General features: G+C 71.1%; 15 protein-coding genes. 3 read left to right on the plus strand and 12 right to left on the minus strand.

Annotation, left to right across the window (positions count from 1 at the left end):
• Positions 1–63: 63 nt before the first annotated feature.
• Positions 64–597, minus strand: a complete 534-nt coding sequence (locus OG230_RS22900) for an alkyl hydroperoxide reductase (protein ID WP_032763502.1) — start codon at positions 595–597, stop codon at positions 64–66.
• Between the two features lie 12 nt (positions 598–609).
• Positions 610–1,164 (minus strand): peroxiredoxin, encoded by a 555-nt coding sequence (locus tag OG230_RS22905; RefSeq protein WP_328905588.1) that lies wholly within the window; start codon positions 1,162–1,164, stop codon positions 610–612.
• 218 nt (positions 1,165–1,382) lie between these two features.
• On the opposite strand from OG230_RS22905, the gene OG230_RS22910 reads away from it, so the two are divergent.
• Positions 1,383–2,342 carry a hydrogen peroxide-inducible genes activator gene (locus tag OG230_RS22910; RefSeq protein WP_328905589.1) on the plus strand — a complete coding sequence of 320 codons (960 nt, stop codon included), beginning with the start codon at positions 1,383–1,385 and terminating at the stop codon, positions 2,340–2,342.
• Positions 2,343–2,373: 31 nt separating this feature from the next.
• Here the strand turns inward: OG230_RS22910 and OG230_RS22915 are convergent, their stop codons facing one another.
• Genes OG230_RS22915 through OG230_RS22925 form a run of 3 tightly spaced genes read right to left on the minus strand, consistent with a single transcriptional unit; the run spans position 2,374 to position 5,986 of the window.
• Entirely contained in the window at positions 2,374–4,782 is a 2,409-nt protein-coding gene (locus OG230_RS22915) for an FtsX-like permease family protein (RefSeq protein WP_328905590.1), read from the minus strand.
• Entirely contained in the window at positions 4,779–5,465 is a 687-nt protein-coding gene (locus OG230_RS22920) for an ABC transporter ATP-binding protein (RefSeq protein ID WP_328905591.1), read from the minus strand. The genes OG230_RS22915 and OG230_RS22920 overlap by 4 nt, the downstream gene beginning before the upstream one ends.
• A complete protein-coding gene (locus tag OG230_RS22925; protein WP_328905592.1) occupies positions 5,462–5,986 on the minus strand; it encodes a PadR family transcriptional regulator in 525 nt (174 codons plus the stop codon). Before OG230_RS22925 ends, OG230_RS22920 begins: the two co-directional genes overlap by 4 nt.
• A 242-nt stretch (positions 5,987–6,228) precedes the next feature.
• Here OG230_RS22925 and OG230_RS22930 point away from each other — a divergent pair, with 242 nt between their 5' ends.
• A complete protein-coding gene (locus OG230_RS22930) occupies positions 6,229–8,463 on the plus strand; it encodes a transglycosylase domain-containing protein (protein ID WP_328905593.1) in 2,235 nt (744 codons plus the stop codon).
• 84 nt (positions 8,464–8,547) lie between these two features.
• Here the strand turns inward: OG230_RS22930 and OG230_RS22935 are convergent, their stop codons facing one another.
• From OG230_RS22935 to OG230_RS22950, 4 genes are all read right to left on the minus strand, one after another.
• The gene (locus OG230_RS22935) at positions 8,548–10,011 is read right to left on the minus strand and encodes a catalase (RefSeq protein WP_328905594.1); all 1,464 of its coding nucleotides are present in this window, start codon (positions 10,009–10,011) and stop codon (positions 8,548–8,550) included.
• 109 nt (positions 10,012–10,120) lie between these two features.
• The gene (locus tag OG230_RS22940) at positions 10,121–12,052 is read right to left on the minus strand and encodes an ATP-binding SpoIIE family protein phosphatase (protein ID WP_328905595.1); all 1,932 of its coding nucleotides are present in this window, start codon (positions 12,050–12,052) and stop codon (positions 10,121–10,123) included.
• A 296-nt stretch (positions 12,053–12,348) separates the two neighbouring features.
• Entirely contained in the window at positions 12,349–13,047 is a 699-nt protein-coding gene (fomD, locus tag OG230_RS22945) for a cytidylyl-2-hydroxypropylphosphonate hydrolase (protein ID WP_328905596.1), read from the minus strand.
• 44 nt (positions 13,048–13,091) lie between these two features.
• Complete coding sequence (locus OG230_RS22950) at positions 13,092–14,495, minus strand: class II fumarate hydratase (protein WP_328905597.1); 1,404 nt, start codon at positions 14,493–14,495, stop codon at positions 13,092–13,094.
• A gap of 105 nt (positions 14,496–14,600) precedes the next feature.
• On the opposite strand from OG230_RS22950, the gene OG230_RS22955 reads away from it, so the two are divergent.
• Entirely contained in the window at positions 14,601–16,136 is a 1,536-nt protein-coding gene (locus OG230_RS22955; RefSeq protein WP_328905598.1) for a ricin-type beta-trefoil lectin domain protein, read from the plus strand.
• Between the two features lie 73 nt (positions 16,137–16,209).
• On the opposite strand, the gene OG230_RS22960 is transcribed toward OG230_RS22955, so the two are convergent.
• The 3 genes from OG230_RS22960 to OG230_RS22970 all read right to left on the minus strand — a co-directional run bounded on the left by OG230_RS22960 (position 16,210) and on the right by OG230_RS22970 (position 20,435).
• Entirely contained in the window at positions 16,210–18,798 is a 2,589-nt protein-coding gene (locus OG230_RS22960; protein WP_328905599.1) for an amino acid adenylation domain-containing protein, read from the minus strand.
• A gap of 75 nt (positions 18,799–18,873) precedes the next feature.
• Entirely contained in the window at positions 18,874–19,713 is an 840-nt protein-coding gene (locus OG230_RS22965) for a mycofactocin-coupled SDR family oxidoreductase (RefSeq protein ID WP_328905600.1), read from the minus strand.
• Entirely contained in the window at positions 19,710–20,435 is a 726-nt protein-coding gene (locus tag OG230_RS22970) for a thioesterase II family protein (protein WP_328905601.1), read from the minus strand. Before OG230_RS22970 ends, OG230_RS22965 begins: the two co-directional genes overlap by 4 nt.
• Between the last annotated feature and the right edge of the window lie 48 nt (positions 20,436–20,483).

Here is a 20,483-nt window from a genome sequence, read left to right on the forward strand (position 1 = left end):
AAGAAGGGCCCCGTGGACGGTCGGTCGTCCTCGGGGCCCTTCTCGTACAAGGGTACTGCCGTACTACTCGGCGAGAACTGCCTCGGCATCGAGGGTCACGCCGACCGCCTGGATCACCGAGGCGATCTTGACGGCTTCCTGAATGGTCTCACGGTCCACGCCGGCCTTGCGCAGCACCTGCTCGTGGGAGTCGAGGCACTGGCCGCAGCCGTTGATCGCGGAGACGGCCAGCGACCACAGCTCGAAGTCGACCTTCTCCACGCCCGGGTTGCCGATGACGTTCATCCGCAGGCCCGCACGGAGCGTTCCGTACTCCGGGTCCGACAGCAGGTGCCGGGTCCGGTAGAAGACGTTGTTCATCGCCATGACGGCCGCTGCCGACTTCGCCGCGGTGTACGCCTCGGCGGAGAGGTTGGCCTTGGCCTCCGGCTCCAGCTCGCGGAGCACCTTCGGCGAGCGCGAGGCGATCGCGCAAGCGAGGACGGTGCCCCAGAGCTGCTGCTGGGGGAGGTCGCTGTTGCCGATGACCGAGCCGAGGTTCAGCTTCAGGTCCTTGGCGAAGTCCGGTATGGCGGACTTCAGTTCGTCGAGAGCCATGGTCGTGTCAGCTCACTCGCCCGAGAGGAGCGCGACCGGGTCCAGGGTGTTCTCGCCCTTGGTCCAGTTACAGGGGCACAGCTCGTCGGTCTGCAGGGCGTCGAGGACCCGCAGGACCTCCTTGGGGTTACGGCCCACGGAACCGGCGGTCACCATCGTGAACTGGATCTCGTTGTTCTGGTCGACGATGAAGACGGCGCGCTGCGCGAAGCCGTCCTCGCCCTCGATGCCGAGGTCACGCATGAGCTCGTGCTTCGAGTCGGCCAGCATCGGGAAGGGCAGGTCGGTCAGGTCCGGGTGGTCCTTGCGCCAGGCGTGGTGCACGAACTCGGAGTCACCGGAGAAGCCGAGGACCTGGGCGTCACGGTCGGCGAACTCTTCGTTCAGCTTGCCGAAGGCGGCGATCTCGGTGGGGCACACGAAGGTGAAGTCCTTCGGCCACGCGAAGACGATCTTCCACTGACCCTCGTAGGTCTTGTGGTTGATCTGCTCGAACTCCTTGCCCGCCTCCAGCGAGACACAAGCAGTCAGGTCGAACTCGGGGAACTTGTCACCGACAGTGAGCACGCGCTCTCCTTGCAGCGTAGGAATTCCCTTTTGGGGAGGTTCCTGAGGGTTGGACTGGATCCACCATGGCACAGAGTGCATTGATCACGGAAATCACCTCCCCGGCGTGCATTGATCGCTCCTCTCGATCAGTGGGAGCTCGCTCGGCCGTTTCGGGGTGCGGTCCATTGATCGATGGGGTGGATACACTGGAGCGTGACGATCGGAGGTTCCTATCAATGAGCCAGGGGAACCAGGGCAACAGGCCCAAACAGCCCAGTCTTTCGCAGCTGCGTGCCTTCGCCGCCGTCGCCGAGCATCTGCACTTCCGTGACGCGGCGGCCTCGATCGGGATGAGCCAGCCCGCACTCTCCGGAGCCGTGTCGGCCCTGGAGGAGGCACTGGGTGTCCAGCTCATCGAGCGTACGACGCGCAAGGTGCTGCTCTCGCCCGCCGGGGAGCGGCTGGCGGTCCGGGCCCAGGTGGTCCTGGAGGCCGTCGGCGCGCTGATGGAGGAGGCGGAGGCGGTCCGGGCACCCTTCACCGGGGTGCTCAGGCTCGGGGTGATCCCGACCGTCGCCCCGTATCTGCTGCCCACCGTGCTGTGGCTGGTCCATGAGCGCTACCCGGAGCTGGACCTCCAGGTCCACGAGGAGCAGACCTCTTCGCTGCTGGAGGGGCTCGCCGCCGGACGGCTCGACCTGCTGCTGCTCGCCGTGCCGCTCGGGGTGCCCGGAGTGACCGAGCTCCCGCTCTTCGACGAGGACTTCGTGCTGGTCATGGAGCAGGACCACCGGCTGGGCGGGCGCGTCGACATTCCGCGCGAGGCGCTGCGCGAACTGCCGCTGCTGCTCCTGGACGAGGGGCACTGCCTGCGCGACCAGGCCCTGGACATCTGCCGGGAGGCCGGGCGTACGCAGGGCGCACCCGTGACGACGACCGCGGCCGGGCTCTCCACCCTGGTGCAGCTGGTCGCGGGCGGGCTCGGTGTGACCTTGCTGCCGCGGACCGCCGTGACGGTGGAGACGGGCCGCAACGACGCCCTGGCGACCGGGTACTTCGCTGATCCGGCGCCCTCCCGGAGGGTGGCGCTGGCGATGCGGTCGGGGGCGGCCAGGCACGAGGAGTTCGAGGAGTTCGCGGCGGCGCTGCGGGAGGCGATGGAGACGCTTCCGGTGCGGGTGGCCGGACGGGCCTGAAAGGCGGGCCCGTCCGGCCGTCGCGCTCCGGTCACTCGGTGCGCAGACCGTCCGGGCGCATCATGCGCCACAGCGGTGGCAGGGAGAGCAGCGTGACCGCGGCGATCATCACCGCCCCCACCCCGACCAGGGGCAGGAAGATCAGCCAGTCGGTGATCTCCTTGTCGATCAGGCGGAGCATCACCCGGCCGAGGCCGAGGCCGCCCACGACGGCGAGCGCGGTGCCGAGGACGACAGGGATCGCGGTCTGCCACAGGATGGACCAGGCGAGCGTCGAGCGGCGCGTTCCGAAGGCGACCAGTACCGACAACAGCTTCTTGCGTTCCCGCAGTTGCTCGATCTGCGAGACCAGCATGGAGGCCGCGATCAGGATCATGGTGGCGGTCGCCCCCACGAACAGACCGGTGCGGATGCTGTCGTACTGCTTGTCCCGCTGGGTCATCTGGTAGGTCCAGATCCGCAGGGACGGATCCATCAGATACGCGGTGTTGCGGACGTGTTCCTGGGCGTCGGGGACGCTCTCGTCCGTCTGGATCTGCGCCGTCGTCGAGGGGCTCGGCAGCTTGGCCGCGTCCAGGGCGCCGGGTGTCACGAAGATGCCGTGGCGCTCCTCGCCCCCCGGATCCTTCCTGGGCGTCACCGTGCGGGCGTCCTTCGGGATCGTCCACAGCTGCGGCTCGGGCTTCTCCGAGCCCTCGTCCTGGTACCACTCGTTGAGATCGACCTGCTTGCCGGGGCGGGCGACCTTCTTCACCCAGCCCGTGTCCTTGTTCTCCTCGGTGTGCGAGATGAAGACGTCGCCGTCCTTGCAGGCACCCAGATGTGCCAGCTCGCGCAGGGTGGCGCAGGTGCCGTAGGTCACCGGCGCGCCTTCCGGGTCGCCCCACTCGTCGAGCACTCCGGGGCCGAGCACATAGGAGTCGATGGTGCCGATGACTCCCTTCACGCCCTCCGTGGCCCGGAACTCCTTGATCATGCGCTCCGCGAGGGCGCCGTTGGCGGACTCCGTGGTGACGCCCATCTGGGCGCGCTTCGGGTCCTGGCCCGTCGTCGTGTTGAAATCGTCGTTGATGCCGACGAAGTACATCTGGAGCGCGATCGCGCCGGCCACCGCGACCGTGATGCCGCTCACCGCGCGCGTCGCCGCCGTGCTACTCAACTGGAGTCTGCGGATGGCGAGTTGCCAGGGCACCGGGCCGCCGCGCAAGCGGGCCACGACGGACTCGACCAGCCAGGGGAGCAGGGTCGCCATGCCGAGCAGGATCAGGATGATCCCCGCCGCGACGACTGCTGTGTCGAGCGGCATCCCCTCGCCGCCGGCGATGTCCGAGAACAGCAGCAGGGCCACACCGATGACCGGCATCGGCAGCCGCCACATCAGCCGGCGCTTGCGGAAACGCCCCTGCCGTACGACACCGAGCGGCTCGATCGCCACGGAGCGCAGCGCGAACAGGGTGACCAGGACCGCGCACACCGGTACGGACAGCACGATCAGCACGGCGAGACCGGGCATCGGGACGAGGTCGGAGGGAAACGCCGAGACCCGCCAGAACTGCACCACGCCGACGAGCTGACGCCCCACGAGGAAGAACACGGCTCCGAAGAGCAGTCCGACCCCGGTGCCGAACAGGGACTCACCGGCAGCGGCCCGCCGGGTCATCCGGATGTCCGCGCCGATGAGACGCAGCGCGGCGAGCCGGCGGTCGCGTCGTTCGCCGCCGAACCGGACGGCAGTGGCGATGAAGATCGCGACGGGGACCAGCAGGACGACGCAGATCAGGATGACGAGGATGACGAGGACGGGGTCCATCGGTTCCTCGGGCAGCCGGTTGGCGCCGAACTGCGCGGTCCGCCCGCCGCCCTCCTGGGTGATGGTGTCGCTGCCGGCGTACATGTACAGGTCGTGCGGGTCGCTCAGCCCCTCGTCGGCGATCGTCCCGGCCATCCGGAACGTCAGCCGCTCCTTCAGCAGCCGGCCCTCGGGGGATTCCAGCAGATCCTTCAGCGCGGGCGAGACGACCATGTCGCCGGGCGCGGGGATCCGGTCGAGGCCCGGCGGTATCGGCGGGTGCGCGCCGTCGGGGCGCAGCAGCCAGCCGCCGACCGTGTCGCCGCGGTACTCGGACGAGGCGTCGTCGTAGACCAGGGTGTTGTCGCCGGGCGCCAGGGGTGCGTCGTGGTTGGTGAAGTTGGGGGCGCGGCCCGCGGTGCGTTCGGACCGGTTGTCCAGGAGGTTGGGCACGGAGGAGGCGACGAGGAGGAGGGCGATGCCGAGACCCACGCCGACGGCGGTGAGGAGGGTGCGGATCCAGCCCTCGCGCCCGCCGCCGACCGCGAAGCGGATGCCGAGGCCGAGGTCGTGTATCCAGCCCGACCCCTTCCCCGGCGCCTTCGCGGAGCCGGCCGCTCCCTTGGTGCTCCGGTCTTCCAGCAGCGTCATCCCGTGTGCTCCAGGTCCCGGGACTTTCCGTCGCGTACGACGATCTCGCGGTCCGAGAAGGCGGCGACCCGCGCCTCGTGGGTGACGAGGACGACGGCCGTACCGGAGGACCGGGCCGCGTCCGTGAGCAGCTCCATCACCAGCTCGCCGTTGAGTGAGTCGAGGGCGCCGGTGGGCTCGTCGGCGAAGAGCACTCTGGGGCCGGCGGCGAGGGCACGGGCGACGGCGACGCGCTGGCCCTGCCCGCCGGAGACCTCTCCGGGCCGCTTCTGCTTCAGATCGTCGACCTGGAGGCGCTCCATCCAGCCGAGGGCCCTGAGCTCGGCTTCCTTGCGCTTCACGCCGTTGAGGCGGAGGGGGAGGGCGACGTTCTCCACGCAGGTCAGCTCCGGTACGAGCTGGCCGAACTGGAACACGAAACCGAAATCGCTGCGGCGCAGGGCGCTGCGCTCGGCGTCGGACAGGGTGGAGAGCTCGCGTCCGTCGTACGTGATCGTCCCGCTGTCCGGGGTGACGATCGCGCCGAGGCAGTGCAGCAGCGTCGACTTCCCGGACCCGGAGGGGCCCATGACGGCGACGACCTCGCCCGGGTGGATGGAGAACGACGCCCCGTCGAGTGCGGGGGTGGGCCCGTAGGCCTTGCGCAGATCGCGGGCGTCGAGCAGGGAGCGTTCGGGAGTCATGGACGTACCTCCGTGGCGAGCTGTTCCAGGCGTGCGGCGGTCAGTTCCAGCCAGCGCAGGTCGGCTTCCAGGTGGAACAGCGCGTGGTCGCAGATCAGCTGGTCGGCGAGGTCGCCCTTGCGCTTGCGGTCGGTGAGGACGCGCATCAGGCGGAGGTGCTCGGCGCGCTGGGTGTCCAGCAGCCGGTCGGCGCTGCGGCCGGTGAGCAGGGCCAGGACGACCTTCGTGTACAGGGTCGACTGAAGGTACGGTTCCGGCTTCTCCGGGTGGGTGAGCCAGGCGGACACGTCCGTGATGCCGGCGTCGGTGATGGCGTACCGCTTGCGTTCGGGACCGCCCTCGCTCTCGACTCCGTCGACGACGACGAGCCCGTTCTTCAGCAGCCGGGACATGGTCGAGTAGACCTGCCCGTAGTGCAGGGGACGGTCGTGGCCGAACTTCTCGTCGAAGGTGCGCTTGAGGTCGTAACCGTGGCGGGGGCCGGACTCCAGGAGCCCGAGGAGGGTGTGACCGATTGACATGCGAGGGACTATACACGCGGTGTATACGCAGGGTGCATACGGGAGGTGGGTGCCGGGTCGCAACCTGTGGATTCCCCGGTCCTCGCAACCCTTCTTGCCCCTCATGAGTCGGTTCCTTAGGGAACGGGTGCTGATTGTCACGTCCGTAAAAGACCGGATCGCTTGCATTTCGCCCGGGCTGACGGTGTTAGCTGGCGGGACGGGCCGAGCCGGTCGAGCAGAGAAACGGGAGCAATACAGCCATGGGTCGAGCGGATGCGCGACGAGGTCAGGGGCGAGGAGCGCGCCGGGCCGGGAGGCGCGGCGGCATACGCGGACTCTTCACCTGGCGGAAGATGCTGGGCACGTTCTTCGGGTTCTGCCTGCTGGCCATGGGTGCCTTCGTGGCGCTCTACGTCTACGTGGACGTACCCCCGGCCAATGCCACGGCCAACAAGCAGAGCAACGTCTACAAGTACAGCGACGGCACTCTGCTGGCCCGTACGGGCAAGGTCAACCGCGAGATCGTGGACCTCGCCGAGGTGCCGAAGGACGTCCAGCACGCCTTCGTCGCCGCCGAGAACAAGACCTTCTACCAGGACCAGGGCGTCGACCTGAAGGGCACCACGCGCGGACTGTTCAACACGCTGTCCGGCAAGGGCAAGCAGGGTGGTTCGACGATCACCCAGCAGTACGTGAAGAACTACTACCTGACGCAGGACCCGACCGTCAGCCGCAAGCTGAAGGAACTGGTGATCTCGCTCAAGGTCGACCAGAAGATGAGCAAGGAAGACATCCTCGCCGGGTACATGAACACCGCGTACTACGGCCGCGGCGCGAGCGGCATCCAGGCCGCGGCGCAGGCGTACTACGGCGTCGACGCCAAGGATCTCGACCTCTCCCAGGGCGCCTACCTCGCCTCGCTGCTCCAGGCCCCCAGCCAGTACGACTGGGCGGTCGCCTCGAAGACCGGGAAGAAGCTGGTCTCCGAGCGCTGGGGATACACGCTCGACAACATGGTCGAGAAGGGCTGGCTCGACAGCTCGAAGCGCGCCGGAATGAAGTTCGACATCCCGCAGGAGCCCAAGGCGGCCCCCGGCATGGAGGGCCAGACCGGCTATCTCGTCGAGGCGGCCAACCAGGAGCTGGAGCGGCAGGGCATCTCCGAGGAGGCCCGCGAGGCCGGCGGCTGGACGATCACCCTCAACATAGACAAGAAGCGCCAGAAGGAGCTGGAGAAGGCGGTCGACCGGCAGCTGGAGTCCAAGCTCGACCGTGACGGCAACAAGACCGACGCCACGGTGCAGGCCGGCGCCACCTCCGTGGACCCGAAGAACGGCGAGGTCGTCGCGCTGTACGGCGGCGTCGGCGCCACCGAGCACTGGATCTCCAACGCCACCCGCCGGGACTACCAGCCCGCCTCCACCTTCAAGCCGCTGGTGCTCGCCTCCGCGCTGGAGAACGGGTCGAAGACCCAGGACGGCCGGCAGATCGGCCTCGACACCATCTACGACGGCACCAGCAGGCGGCCCGTCGTCGGCAGCGACATCCCGTTCAAGCCGCAGAACGAGGACGGCCGCAGCTACGGCGACATCAGCGTCCAGACGGCGATGGACAGGTCGGTCAACTCGGTCTTCGCGCAGATGGTCGTCGACGTGACGCCCACCACCGTGAAGCAGACCGCCCTCGACCTCGGGATGCCGGACAAGGGCTTCCCCGCGGTCCCCTCGATCACCCTGGGCACCATGAACGCCTCGACCTGGGACATGGCGGGAGTCTTCGCCACCCTCGACAGCCACGGCAAGAAGGTCAACCCGCACATCATCAAGTCCGCCGAGCACCGGGACCGCACCGTGGAGCCCGTCGACGGCAAGGGCTCCCAGGTGATCAGCCGCAAGACCGCGGACACCGTGACCCGTTCGCTGACCGGCGTCGTGGACAACGGTTCCGGCCACGAGGCCGACACCTCGGCCTACGACGCGGCGGGCAAGACCGGCACCTCCGAGAACAACAAGGCGGCCTGGTTCGCCGGCTACACCCCGGAGCTCACCACGGTCGTCGCGCTCTACGGAGAGTCCGCCAAGGCCGGCGGCGAGCAGGTCACCCTGACCGGTACGGCCAACTCCGGCCGGGCCAACGGCGGCGGCTTCCCCGCGAAGATCTGGGCGGACTACACGCTGGCCGCGCTGAACGGCGGCTCGTCCACCACCTTCGACCTGGAGGACGTCGAGCGCGGCGAATCGAGCGTGACGCCGACCCCCTCGGAGACGCCGACCCAGTCCGCGACGCCCGAGGAGACGGAGCCGGCCGAGACCGAGTCGCCGTCCCAGTCGCCGAGCGAGTACCCCGTCGAGGAGAGCCCGCCGGCCGAGACGCCCAGCGGGACGCCGCCGCCGACGCCCAGCGAGTCGGCGACCGTACCGACCGACCCGGTCGACCCGGCGGAGCCGCCGGACGAGAAGCCGGGCCGCGACGACGGCAACCTGCTCGGCCAGTGAGCACGGCACGGCGATGAGCACGTGAAGGAGGGGCGGTGCCCGCGGGCACCGCCCCTCCTTCGTACGTACCGGGGGAACGCGAGGTCAGCCGCCGTTGACCTTCTTCGCGATCCGGTCGCCGAGCTCCTTGTCGACGTTGCGCCAGTACTGCAGCGCCCGGTCCAGGACCGGGCGGCTCACGCCGTCCAGCAGATGACCGGAGATGTTGGACACCAGCCGGTCGCGCTGCGCGTCGTCCAGCACCGTCCGCACCATCGTGCCCGCCTGGCCCCAGTCGTCGTCCTCGCGGTGCAGCGTGTACGCCTCGTGGACCATCTCGCCCGCCGAGGCCCAGCCCGCGGGATCACCGAAACGCTCGGTGTCCGCGGCGGGACCGCCGTACGAGTTCGGCGCGTACACCGCACCCGTACGCGAGGGCTCGTACCGCATCGGGCCGTCCTTGGCGTACGAGTTGACGCCGAAGCGCGGCCGGTTGGGCGGCAGCTGCGCGTAGTTGGGGCCGATCCGGTACCGGTGGGTGTCCGGGTACGAGAAGAGGCGGCCGAGCAGCATCTTGTCGGGCGAGGGCCCGATGCCGGGCACCAGGTTCGACGGCTCGAAGGACGCCTGCTCGATATGGACGAAGAAGTCCTCGGGGTTCTCGTCGAGGGTCATCCGGCCGACCTCGATCAGCGGATAGTCGCCGTGCGGCCAGACCTTGGTCAGGTCGAACGGGTTGAACCGGTAGTCCGGCGCGTCCTCGAACGGCATGATCTGGACCTTCAGGGTCCAGCTCGGGTGATCACCGCGCTTGATCGAGTCGAACAGGTCGCGGCGGTGCACGTCGCCGTCGGTCCCGGCCATGGCGTCGGCGTCGGACTGCGTGTAGAAGTCGATGCCCTGGTCGGTCTTGAAGTGGTACTTCACCCAGAACCGCTCGCCGCCCGCGTTCACCCACATATAGGTGTGCGAGCTGTAGCCGTTCATGTTGCGGTACGTCTTCGGGATGCCCCGGTCGCCCATCAGCCACGTCACCATGTGCGCGGACTCCGGGGACAGGGTCCAGAAGTCCCACTGCATGTCGTGGTCGCGCACCGCGCTGTCCGGGCGGCGCTTCTGCGAGCGGATGAAGTCCTGGAACTTCATGGGGTCACGGACGAAGAAGATCGGCGTGTTGTTGCCGACCATGTCGTAGTTGCCCTGCTCGGTGTAGAACTTCAGCGCGAAGCCACGGGGGTCGCGCCAGGTGTCGGGCGAGCCCTGTTCACCGGCGACCGTGGAGAAGCGGGCCAGCATCGCGGTCTGCTTGCCCGGCTGGAAGAGGTCGGCCTTGGTGAACTGACTCACGTCGTTCGTCACACGGAACGTGCCGTACGCGCCCGATCCCTTCGCGTGGACCACCCGCTCCGGGACGCGCTCCCGGTTGAACTGCGCCATCTTCTCGATGAGGTAGTGGTCCTGGAGAAGGACGGGTCCGTCGGCACCCACGGTGAGTGAATGTTCGTCGCTCTCCACCGGGACGCCGGCGTTGTTCGTCGTGTACGGAACCTGCTTCGATTTCTCGGTCACGAGCGTCCTCCGGTCGGTGGGGGTGTCGGTCCGGTCGCTTCGTTCACGACTGAAGTCAACTCCGCCACCCCGAGGACGGCAACATTTGGCCACGCCCGGAGCCGGGCCCCTACTGGCTCCGGGTGCCCATCTCGAACCAGACCACCTTGCCGGTCGAGAGCCGGGTGGCCCCCCACCGTCTGGCCAGGCGGTTCACCAGGAACAGACCGCGTCCGCCCTCGTCCGTCTCCCTGGCCCGCCGCTGTCTGGGCAGCTGCGGGGAGTCGTCGCCGACCTCGCAGCGCAGGATGTCCGTCCGCAGAAGACGCAGGGTGACCGGCCGCTCCGCGTACCGCACGGCATTGGTCACGACCTCGCTGACCAGCAGCTCCACCTCGTCCGACAGCTCGTCCAGGCCCCACCGGCTGAGTGCCCTGCGGGCCAGCCTGCGGGCCCGGCCCGGAGCCTCGTCCTCCGGCTCCAGGAACCAGTACGCGACGTCGCTCGGCGCGATCCCGTCGAAACGGGCGGCGAGCAGCGCGATGTCGTCGTCCCGGTCGCCCGGGCCCAGCATGTCGAGCACGTCGTCGCAGAGCGCCTCCAGCGGGGGCGCGTGGTCGGGGCCGGTCAGCCGGGCGGTCGCGGCCAGCCGCTCCCGCAGCTGCTCGATCCCGGTCCAGACGTCCCGCAGCCGGGACTCGACCAGACCGTCCGTGTACAGCAGGAGCGTGGCGCCCGCGGGCGCGTCCAGCTCCACCGCCTCGAAGTCGACGCCGCCGACGCCGATCGGGGCACCCGGGGGCACCCGCAGCACCTCGGCACGGCCGCCCAGGTGGAGCAGGACGGGCGGCGGGTGGCCGGCGTTGGCGATGGTGATCCGGTGCGCGACCGGGTCGTACACCGCGTACAGGCAGGTCGCCATGCGGTCGCTGCCGAGCCGCTGCGCCTGCTCGTCCAGGTGGTGCAGCACCTCCTGCGGCGGCAGGTCGAGCCCGGCCAGGGTCTGCGCGGTCGTGCGCAGCTGGCCCATGATCGCCGCGGAGGTCATGGAGTGGCCCATGACGTCGCCGACGACGAGCGCGACCCGGCTGCCGGGCAGCGGGATGGCGTCGTACCAGTCGCCGCCGACGCGGGCGGTCTCGGCGGCCGGGAGGTACCGGGAGGCGAGACGGACACCGGTCGGCTGCGGCAGCGAATCGGGCAGCATGGTGCGCTGGAGCTCGTCGGCGATGTACGCCTCGCGCCCGTACAGCACGGCCTTGTCGATGCCGAGCGCGGTGTGCGTCGCCAACTGGGCCGCGACCAGCAGGTCGTTGGCCTCGAACGCCGGGCGCTCGGTGCCGCGCAGGAAGACGGCGGCGCCGATCACCCGCCGCCGCCCGCGCAGCGGCGCCAGGATCGCGCGGTGCCCGGTGGGCACGACGCGTCCGGCCCCGAGCAGTTCGGGCAGCGCGGCGCGGGCCGCCGCGGAGTCCCCGAAGACGGGCCGTACTCCGCGCAGCACCTCGGCCAGCGCTCCGCCCGCGAGGACCTCGCACAGTTCGGCCGCGGGCATGAGGTCGGACTGGGGGTCGGCACCGGGCAGCCGGAGACGCTCGGTCTCCGGGCTGTTCTCGTTCTCCTCGTCGGCTAAACGCAGCCGGTCGGTGCGGCGCAGCCGCAGCACGAACGGGGAGACGGGGCGCTCGTCGCCCACCGGGAGCGGGTCGCGGAGATAGACGAGTATCGCGTCGGAGAAGGTCGGCACGCTGGCCCGGCAGAGGCCGAGCACGATCTCGTCCAGGTCTATGCCCCGGGCGATGCGGCGGGTCGCCGCCCCCACGAAGCGGAGCCGGTCGCCCTCGCGGCGTGCCGCCGCCTGGGCGTCGACGCCCGGCACGGCCGGCTGCGCCGAAGCGAGCGGTCCGGGATTCGGTCCGGGGTTCGGCGCGGTGGCCGGTCCGGGGATCGCGGCGGTGGCAGGGGTGGCCGTCGCGGCGTCCTGCTGCCGGGGCCGGGTGCGCTCCTGGGACCGGGCCGCGAGAGGCTGCCGGCCTTCGTGGGAGGTGGGGTGCTCCGTCACGCGTGGGATTCCGTCCGTCCGGGCCGGTTGTATGAGGCAGTCACCTCGTGGGGCGCTACTGTGCCCCGGCAAGAGCGGTAAGAACAACGGCTGTCACCGGATGCCCCCGTACGCGGGGCCGAAACCGAGTGGCTGTGAGCGGGTGCGGCGACATCGTTTCCCGCGAAGGCACGGCGGACAGCGAGCACGTCTCCACCCCCTCGTAGTGGTTCATGCGATCGTGCGGTCCGCCGCGGGCTCCGTGGCCCGTGCGGTTCGTACGGTTCGTGCGACGACTTGTGGTCGGTCCAAGGGTCTCACGACGGCATATGGGCCGGGGTGCGGTCCCAGTCATCCGGCAGCGGCGGCACCTGCCAGTGCGGGTCGGGCCGCCAGTGCTCCCAGCCGTCCCGGAACGGCGTCCCCCACTCCTGGATCAACCCGACGGCCGCGCGGCCCGCCTCGCGCACCCGCGCCGCGGTGGCCCGGTCCATCAGGCCGACCCGCTGCGCCTGGGCGAACTCGTCCTCGTCGAGCCACCGCCAGCTGTGGTCGGGGTTCACGGAGATGTCGAGAAAGTGATCCTCTGAGTCGACTCCGCCGGACCAGCGGGCGAGCGGCTCCTCCAGATTCACGTACCAGTTGCGGAAGGCCCAGCCGCGGTCCCAGAACAGCCACACCGACCAGGGGTCGCCGGGCCGGGCCAGCTTCAGCACACCGGTGCCGAACCACGTCGAGCGGGCCGTGGTGCGCGGTGCGGTGTAGCGGGTGGCGAGCGGCTCGGCGTGCACCTGGGTGCCGTCGGCGAGAACCGGCCTCACGCACTCGGTGCCCGGCGCCATCCACACGGCGAGCAGTTCGGCGGTGTCCTGGACGACGGTGACCGGGCGGCAGATGTGCACGGCACGGCGGCCGTTCCCGTTCCCGTCGCCGCGGTCACTGCCCCCGTTGTCGCGGTACCGCCAGAGGATCTGGTCCCCCGGCGCCCAGCGCGCGCGCTCTCCCGTACCTGTCATGAAGAGATCTTAGGGATCAGTTCGCCCGCCCGCTGCGATACGCGTCACGGGCGGGTCATACGCAACACGTCCAGTGCCTCGTCGAGCTGTTCCACCGTGAGGTCGCCGCGCTCGACGTACCCCGAGGCCAGGACCGTTTCGCGGATGGTCGTCCCCTGCGCGAGGGACTTCTTGGCGACCTTCGCCGCCTCCTCGTAGCCGATGTACTTGTTCAGCGGGGTCACGACGGAGGGGGAGGACTCCGCGTACAGGCGCGCCCGTTCCACGTTGGCCGTGATGCCGTCGACCGTGCGGTCGGCGAGGAGCCGGGAGGCGTTGGCGAGCAGCCGTACGGACTCCAGCAGGTTCTTCGCGATCACCGGCAGCATGACGTTCAGCTCGAAGTTGCCCGCGGCGCCCGCGGCGGCGACCGTGGCGTCGTTGCCCGTCACCTGGGCGGCGACCATCAGCACGGCCTCCGGAATCACCGGATTGACCTTGCCCGGCATGATCGACGAGCCCGGCTGGAGGTCCGGCAGATTGATCTCGGCCAGTCCGGTGCGCGGGCCCGAGGCCATCCAGCGCAGATCGTTGGAGATCTTGGTCAGGGAGACCGCGATCGTGCGGAGCTGACCGGACGCCTCGACCAGCCCGTCCCTGGCCCCCTGCGCCTCGAAGTGGTTCCGGGCCTCGGTGAGCGGCAGGCCGGTGGTGCGGGCGACCTCGGCGATGACGGCGGCGGAGAAGCCGGGCGGGGTGTTGATGCCGGTGCCGACCGCCGTTCCGCCCAGGGGCAGTTCGGCGAGGCGGGGGAGCGAGGACCGCAGCCGCTCGACGCCGTACCGGATCTGCGCCGCGTAGCCGCCGAACTCCTGGCCGAGGGTGACGGGGGTGGCGTCCATCAGATGGGTGCGTCCCGACTTCACGACCTCCGTGAATTCGGCCGATTTTCGCTCCAGGGAGGACGCCAGGTGGTCGAGCGCCGGGATCAGGTCCGCGGTGACGGCCGCCGTCGCGGCGATGTGGATGGAGGAGGGAAAGACGTCGTTGGAGGACTGCGAGGCGTTGACGTGGTCGTTGGGGTGGACCTCGCGTCCCAGCCGCTCGGTGGCGAGCGTGGCGACGACCTCGTTGGTGTTCATGTTGGACGAGGTGCCGGACCCCGTCTGGAAGACGTCGACGGGGAAGTGCTCGTCCCAGCGTCCCTCGGCGACCTCGGCGGCGGCCTCCTGGACCGCTGCGGCGATCTCCGGGTCGAGGACCTTCAGCTCGGCGTTGACCTTGGCGGCGGCGGCCTTGATCCGGGCGAGGGCCTCGATGTGGGCGCGTTCCAGGCGCTGGCCGGAGATGGGGAAGTTCTCCAGGGCGCGCTGGGTCTGGGCCCGCCACTTGGCGTGCGCGGGGACCTTCACCTCTCCCATCGAATCGTGCTCGGTGCGGTACTGCGGGGTGTCTGACGAGCCGTCCATGTTTCAAACCTCCTGAAAAAGATGAGCACTTGTCTTGTTCTACGTATTCCCTTGTCGCCTACCGACCAGTAAATACCTGGGGTAACCCACGATCCGGGAGGCGCAATGAGGCGCACCAGGCACAGACTTCGCGCACTTCGCTGTACGGTCGCGGCTGCCGCCGCGCTCGCGGCGGCGGTCGGCACCATGACGGTCGCAGGACCGGCAGGCGCGGCGGAGAGCCGTACCACCACTACCGCATCCACCCCGCTCCCGCCCGAGCTCGAAGCCGTCCGGGCGGCGGAAGCCACCCAGCTGTACGGCAGCCCCGCGGAGCGGCCACTGGCCGACCGCAAGACCGGGCTGATCTCGCTCGGCGACAGCGAGATCTCCGGCGAGGGCGTCGGCAGCTACGAGTCCGGCACCAACGGCCCGGACAACTGGTGCCACCGGTCACCCGACGCGGCCATCCACCGCACGGGCATCGCGGCGGACGTCACGTACAACGTCTCCTGCTCCGGTGCCTATACCGGGAACATCAGAATCGGTGGTTCCAAGCAGTACGCCGACGAGCTGGTCCAGAGCGACAACCTCGCCGTGAAGGCCCGCAACACCCGCATCAAGATGATCGTGCTGGTGGCCGGAGCCAACGACGACCTCCAGTTCGGACCGGTCATGACGGACTGCGTTGTCCGCTACATCTCCCTCCAGGGCCCCTGCGAGTCCAAGTACGCCGGCGGCTGGCAGGCCCGCGTCGACGCGCTCGTCCCCAAGGTCGAGCAGACCGTGCGCGACCTGCGGACCGTCATGACGGACGCCGGGTACGCCAACGGCGACTACAAGCTCGTCGTGATGGGATACCCGAGCCCGATCGGTCCCGACTTCCGTGACAACCCGGACTTCCCCGGGAAGATCGCCTGCGGCGGTCTGGGGTACGACTCCGACACCGTGTGGGGCCGCAACACCGCCGTACCCGCCTTCGAGGTCGGCATGCGCAAGGCGGCTGCCTCCACCGGGGCGGTCTTCCTCGACAACTCCCGGCTCTTCCACGGCCACGAGGTCTGCACCCAGAGCACCTGGGCCCGGGGCCTGTTCATCGACGTGACCAAGCCGGGACTGCCGGACGAGAACTCCGTACGCCAGTCCTTCCACCCGAACCTGGCCGGGCACGGAGCCTTCGCCTCCTGCCTCACCCAGATCTACAACTCCGGGGTGCGCGAGGCGAGCTGCGCCGACCCGGCGAGCGCGGGCAAGCCGGTGCTCCAGCCGGTCGCCTGGGACGACGTCTTCGTCCCGCTGAGGAACGAGGCCACCGGAACGTGCGTCGACGTCCCCGCGTCGGTCACCCGCAACGGCACCCAGGTCGCCGGCTGGGACTGCCACGGCGGCCGGAACCAGGACTGGTGGTACGACGCGGCCGAGAGGACGGTGCGTACGGAACTCAGCCACGACCGCTGCCTGGACGTGCCGGGTGCGGACTACCGGGCGGGCGTCGCGCTCGTGCTGTGGGACTGCTCGGGCGCCGCGAACCAGAAGTTCGTCAAGCAGTCGGGCACCCTGCGTCCGGCCGCCGCGACCGGGCTCTGCCTGACGCTGGCCTCGGCCAAGGACCCGCTGAGGCTCCAGGCATGCAACGGCGGTGCGGCGCAGCGTTTCGCGTAGCCCGCTGACGGGGGGAGGGGGTGACCGCGCATCCGGCGGTCACCCCCTCCTGCCGTGCCCGGCAGGAGGAGCGTCACGGAGCCAGGGCCGCGCTCAGCGTCCGGATCGTCGGGGTCAGGTACAGCTGGCGCAGCGGGACGGCGGGCAGGCCGCGTTCCCGGGCCGCGGCGCCGATCCGGATCGCGTACAGCGAATTGCCGCCCAGATCCCAGAAGTTGTCGTCAGGACCCACGGCCGCTACGCCCAGGACCTCCTGCCACACCTCGGCGAGGGCCGTGGCCGGTCCGGCGGGCGGGGCGGGCGTGGGCGCCTGCGCGGGCAGCCGGGGGGCGGGCAGCGCGGCCCGGTCGAGCTTGCCGTTCGGGGTGAGCGGGAGGCGGGGCAGGGCCGTCACCGTGGCGGGCAGCATGTGGGACGGGAGAAGGCGTGCCGCCCGGTGGCGTACGGGAGCGGTGTCGCCGTCGGAGTCCGGGGCCAGGACCACGTACGCGTCGATACGTACCGCCGCGGCGTCCCCCTGGCCGTGGCCGGTGACCGTCACCGCGGCCGCCGTCACCGCGGGGTCCTCCAGGAGCGCGTGACGGATCTCGCCGGGCTCGATGCGGAAGCCCCGGATCTTCACCTGGTCGTCGATCCGGCCCAGGTGCTCCAGGGTGCCGTCGGGGAGCAGCCGGCCCAGGTCGCCGCTGCGGTACAGCCGGCCGGGGTGCCGGGGGTCGGGGACGAAGCATTCGGCGGTGAGGCCCGGCCGGTGCAGATACCGGTCGGCGACTCCCGCCCCGCCCACGTGGATCTCGCCGGGGGCGCCCGGAGGGACGGGCCGGCCCCGGGTGTCGAGGACGTGGACGTGCCAGCCGGGCAGCGGGCGGCCGACGGAGCGGGAGCCCTCCATCGCGTCGCGGCGGGTGAGCGTCCTGGCGGTCGCGTGGACCGTCGTCTCGGTGATGCCGAACATGTTGACCAGCCGGCAGTGCTCCTCCGGGTGACGGTCGAACCAGTGGCGCAGGGGCCGGGTGTCCAGGGGTTCCCCGCCGAGCACGACCAGGCGCACGGGGAGGCGGCCCCCCGCGTCCCGGTCGGCCGCCATGAACTGGGTGAAGGCCGACGGGGTCTGGCCGAGGACCGTGACCCCCTCGCGGACCACCAGCGCGTGGAAGTCGGCGGGGGAACGCGTCGTCCAGTGGTCGACGACCACCAGGCGCCCGCCCGTGAGGAGGGCGCCCCAGACCTCCCAGACCGAGAAGTCGAACGCCGCCGAGTGGAAGAGCGTCCAGGTGTCGGCGGGGGTGAGGCCGAAGTCCTCGCGGGTCGCGTCGACGAGGGCGGTCACGTTGGCGTGCGGGACCACCACGCCCTTGGGGCGGCCCGTCGAGCCCGAGGTGTGGATGACGTAGGCGGGCGAGGCGGGCGGGCCCGCCGGGGTGCGGGGCCGTGCCGGGTGTCCGGTGAGCGGGGCGGTGTCGTCGACGGTCAGACGCAGCCCGGCGTCCTCGGCGGTGCGGGCGCGGCGGTCGTCCGGATGGTCCGGGTCCAGCGGTACGTACACCGCGTCCGCCTTCAGGACCGCGAGCATCGTCGCCACGAGGTCCGTGGAGCGGGGCAGGCAGATGCCCACGAAGTCCCCGGGAGCGACGCCCGAGGCCCGCAGCCCGTCGGCCAGTTCCTCGGCGCGGGCGTCCAGCTCCCGGTAGGTGAGCGTGGTGCCGTCGCAGGTGAGGGCGGGGGCGTCCGGGTGCGCGGCGGCCCGCTCGGCGAACAGTCCGTCGATGCGCCGGGGGGCGCGGGGCGCGGTGGGGGCGGTGCGGCCCAGCGCGAGCTGGGCGGCGGCCTCCTCGTCGCTCAGCGGGTACAGAGCGGCGAGGGGGGTGCCCGGGGGCAGGGAGAGCAACTGGTCCCGTACGCGCAGCACGTGGCGCTCGAAGTCCCCGGCCGGGGCGGCGCCTTCCGGGGCGTACAGGACGGTGCGGGCGTAGGGCTTCCCGACGTACGGCAGGACGGTGACGCCGTCCTCTCCGGCGGCCGGGCCAGGGTCCACGATGCCGACGGTGGGTGCGGGGCCGTCCGGGAAGGGGGTGAGCGGGGTGGCGAGGAGGTCCGCGACGGTGCGGCCGTCGCCGAGGTCCGCGGCGAAGACCGCCCGCCCCTCGAAGGCCCCCAGGGCGTGGGGCGGCCGGACGGGGGCGGGCAGGGGGACGCCCACGGGGACGTACGACAGGCCCTCGTGACGCCCGGCGACGACGGCGAGGGCGGCCAGGAGCGGGCGCAGCGCGGGGCCGGGGGGCGGGACCGGGGCAGCGTTCCCGAGATGCGGCCCGTGGGGGCCCGGTCCTCCCCGCAGCGCCTCGGCGACCAGCCACAGGGACCGCGCGTCCAGCTCCCGCCCGTCCGCGACCAGGACGAGGTCGGCGGCGCCCCCGTCCTCGTACCGCAGGAACAGCGCGCGCAGCCGGTGGCCGGGGGCGAGTGGCCGGCGGCTCTCCGTGTCCCGCCTCCGGACGGCCGCCGCGGAGTCGGCGGGCGCGGGGACGGAGTCCGTCCACAGGCGGGGGCGCGGGTCCTCCGGCCACCACAGCTCCGCCGCCGCCGTGAGGGCGGCGGCCACGGAGGTCTCCGTCGTGTCCGCGGTGAGGCGGACGGTCAGTGCATGGCGGGCAGCGGGCACGTGCGTACTCCTGGTCGTGGGACGGGTCCTGGGACGGGGCGTAGCGGTGGCTCGTGCGTCGGGGGCGGGGGAGCGTCAGCGGACCGTGAAGCCGCCGTCGACCGTGACGACGCTTCCCGTCACCCGGCGGGACTCGTCCGATGCCAGCCAGAGCGCGGCGTCCGCGACGTCCCAGGGCTCCACCAGCGAGTTCATCGGCTGCGCGCGTACGAACGTCTCCTCGTGCTCCCCGACCGGCACCTCCAGCGAGCGGGCGATCTCGGCCAGCATGCGGCCCTCCATCGCCTCGTCGTCCCGGACCGAACCGGGGCACACCGCGTTGACCCGCACCTTGCGGGGCGCGTAGTCCAGGGCGACGGCCTTCGTCAGCCCGACCAGGCCGTGCTTGGCGGCGACGTACCCGGCGAAGTGCCGGTAGCCGACCAGGCCCGCCGTCGAGGCGATGTTGATGATGGAACCGGAGCCCTGGGCGGCCATCCGCCCGCCGACCGCCCGGATGGCCCGCCAGGCGCCGCCCAGATCCACATCGATCATCAGCTGCCATTCGGACTCGTCGATCTCGTGCGCGGGCCGACCCGAAGGGGCGGCGATACCGGCGTTGTTGACGAGGACGTCGATCCGGCCGAAGCGTTCCTCGGCATCGTCCGCCACCGTCTCCAGCGCCGCCAGGTCGCGCACGTCGGCCTGCCGGGTCAGGACGGCGGAGCCCGCCGCGCGGCACAGGTCCGCCGTGTACGCGAGCTGGCTCGCCGAGCCGAGCGGATACGGGACGCCCGGCAGGTCCGCCGCCACGTCCAGCAGGACGAGGTCCGCGCCCTCCCGGGCGAACGTCAGCGCACACGCCCGGCCGAGCCCGCGCGCCGCCCCCGTGATCAGCGCCGTCCGCCCGGCCAGCCGGGCGCCGCCGCCGGTCACCGGCCCTGCGGGGCGCGGAGCCCGGCGGCCACCAGCTCCAGCAGCTCGCCGGGGCGTTCCGCCAGGTACATGTGACCGCCGGGCAGCTCGGCCACGGTCAGCCGGCCCGTCGTCGCCCGGCCCCACTGCGCGGCGTCGGCAGCGCCGACCAGGGTGTCGGCCTGCCCCCTGACCGCCGTCACCGGTACCGACAGCGGACGGTCCGACGAGGGGACGTACGTCTCGTGCAGCCGTACGTCGGCCCGCAGCGACGGCAGCAGCAGCTCCCGCATCTCCCGGTCCTCCAGCGCCGGATGGGCGTACCCGGCGAAGGTCTTCACCCGTGCCGTGAACTCCTCGTCCGGCAGGTCGCCCGCCCGGTCCGTCCTGGGCGTCCACGGGCCGGGCGAACCGCTGACGACGAGGCCGTCCAGCCGCAGCCCCGCCGTGTTCGGCGCCTGCTCGATCCGCTGCGCCAGCTCGTACGCGAGGACCGCGCCCATGCTGTGCCCGAACAGGACCACCCGCCGTCCGGAGACCCCGAGCGCGGCGGTGACCTGCTCGTACGCATCGGTCACCGCCGGGCCCGCCGAGGTGTGCGCCGGCTCGGTGAACCGCTTCTCCCGGCCCGGCAGTTGCACCGGCAGGACGTGCAGCCCGGCCGGGGCGGACGCCTGCCACGGGGTGAAGAACGACGGACCCGCCCCGGCGAAGGGCAGGCAGATCAGTACGGTCTCTTCCACGGTCTCTCTTCCGGTCGGACGAAAACGGCAGAGCGGATACGGCGGAGG

Origin of the sequence: Streptomyces sp. NBC_00234, assembly GCF_036195325.1 — a bacterium.
Taxonomy (GTDB): domain Bacteria; phylum Actinomycetota; class Actinomycetes; order Streptomycetales; family Streptomycetaceae; genus Streptomyces.

Excerpts from the sequence above, each read along its gene's own strand:
- OG230_RS22900 (WP_032763502.1), bottom strand. The coding sequence starts at position 597 with ATGGCTCTCGACGAACTGAAGTCCGCCATACCGGACTTCGCCAAGGAC.
- OG230_RS22910 (WP_328905589.1), top strand. The coding sequence starts at position 1,383 with ATGAGCCAGGGGAACCAGGGCAACAGGCCCAAACAGCCCAGTCTTTCG.
- OG230_RS22915 (WP_328905590.1), bottom strand. The coding sequence starts at position 4,782 with ATGACGCTGCTGGAAGACCGGAGCACCAAGGGAGCGGCCGGCTCCGCG.
- OG230_RS22920 (WP_328905591.1), bottom strand. The coding sequence starts at position 5,465 with ATGACTCCCGAACGCTCCCTGCTCGACGCCCGCGATCTGCGCAAGGCC.
- OG230_RS22925 (WP_328905592.1), bottom strand. The coding sequence starts at position 5,986 with ATGTCAATCGGTCACACCCTCCTCGGGCTCCTGGAGTCCGGCCCCCGC.
- OG230_RS22930 (WP_328905593.1), top strand. The coding sequence starts at position 6,229 with ATGGGTCGAGCGGATGCGCGACGAGGTCAGGGGCGAGGAGCGCGCCGG.
- fomD (WP_328905596.1), bottom strand. The coding sequence starts at position 13,047 with ATGACAGGTACGGGAGAGCGCGCGCGCTGGGCGCCGGGGGACCAGATC.
- OG230_RS22950 (WP_328905597.1), bottom strand. The coding sequence starts at position 14,495 with ATGGACGGCTCGTCAGACACCCCGCAGTACCGCACCGAGCACGATTCG.
- OG230_RS22955 (WP_328905598.1), top strand. The coding sequence starts at position 14,601 with ATGAGGCGCACCAGGCACAGACTTCGCGCACTTCGCTGTACGGTCGCG.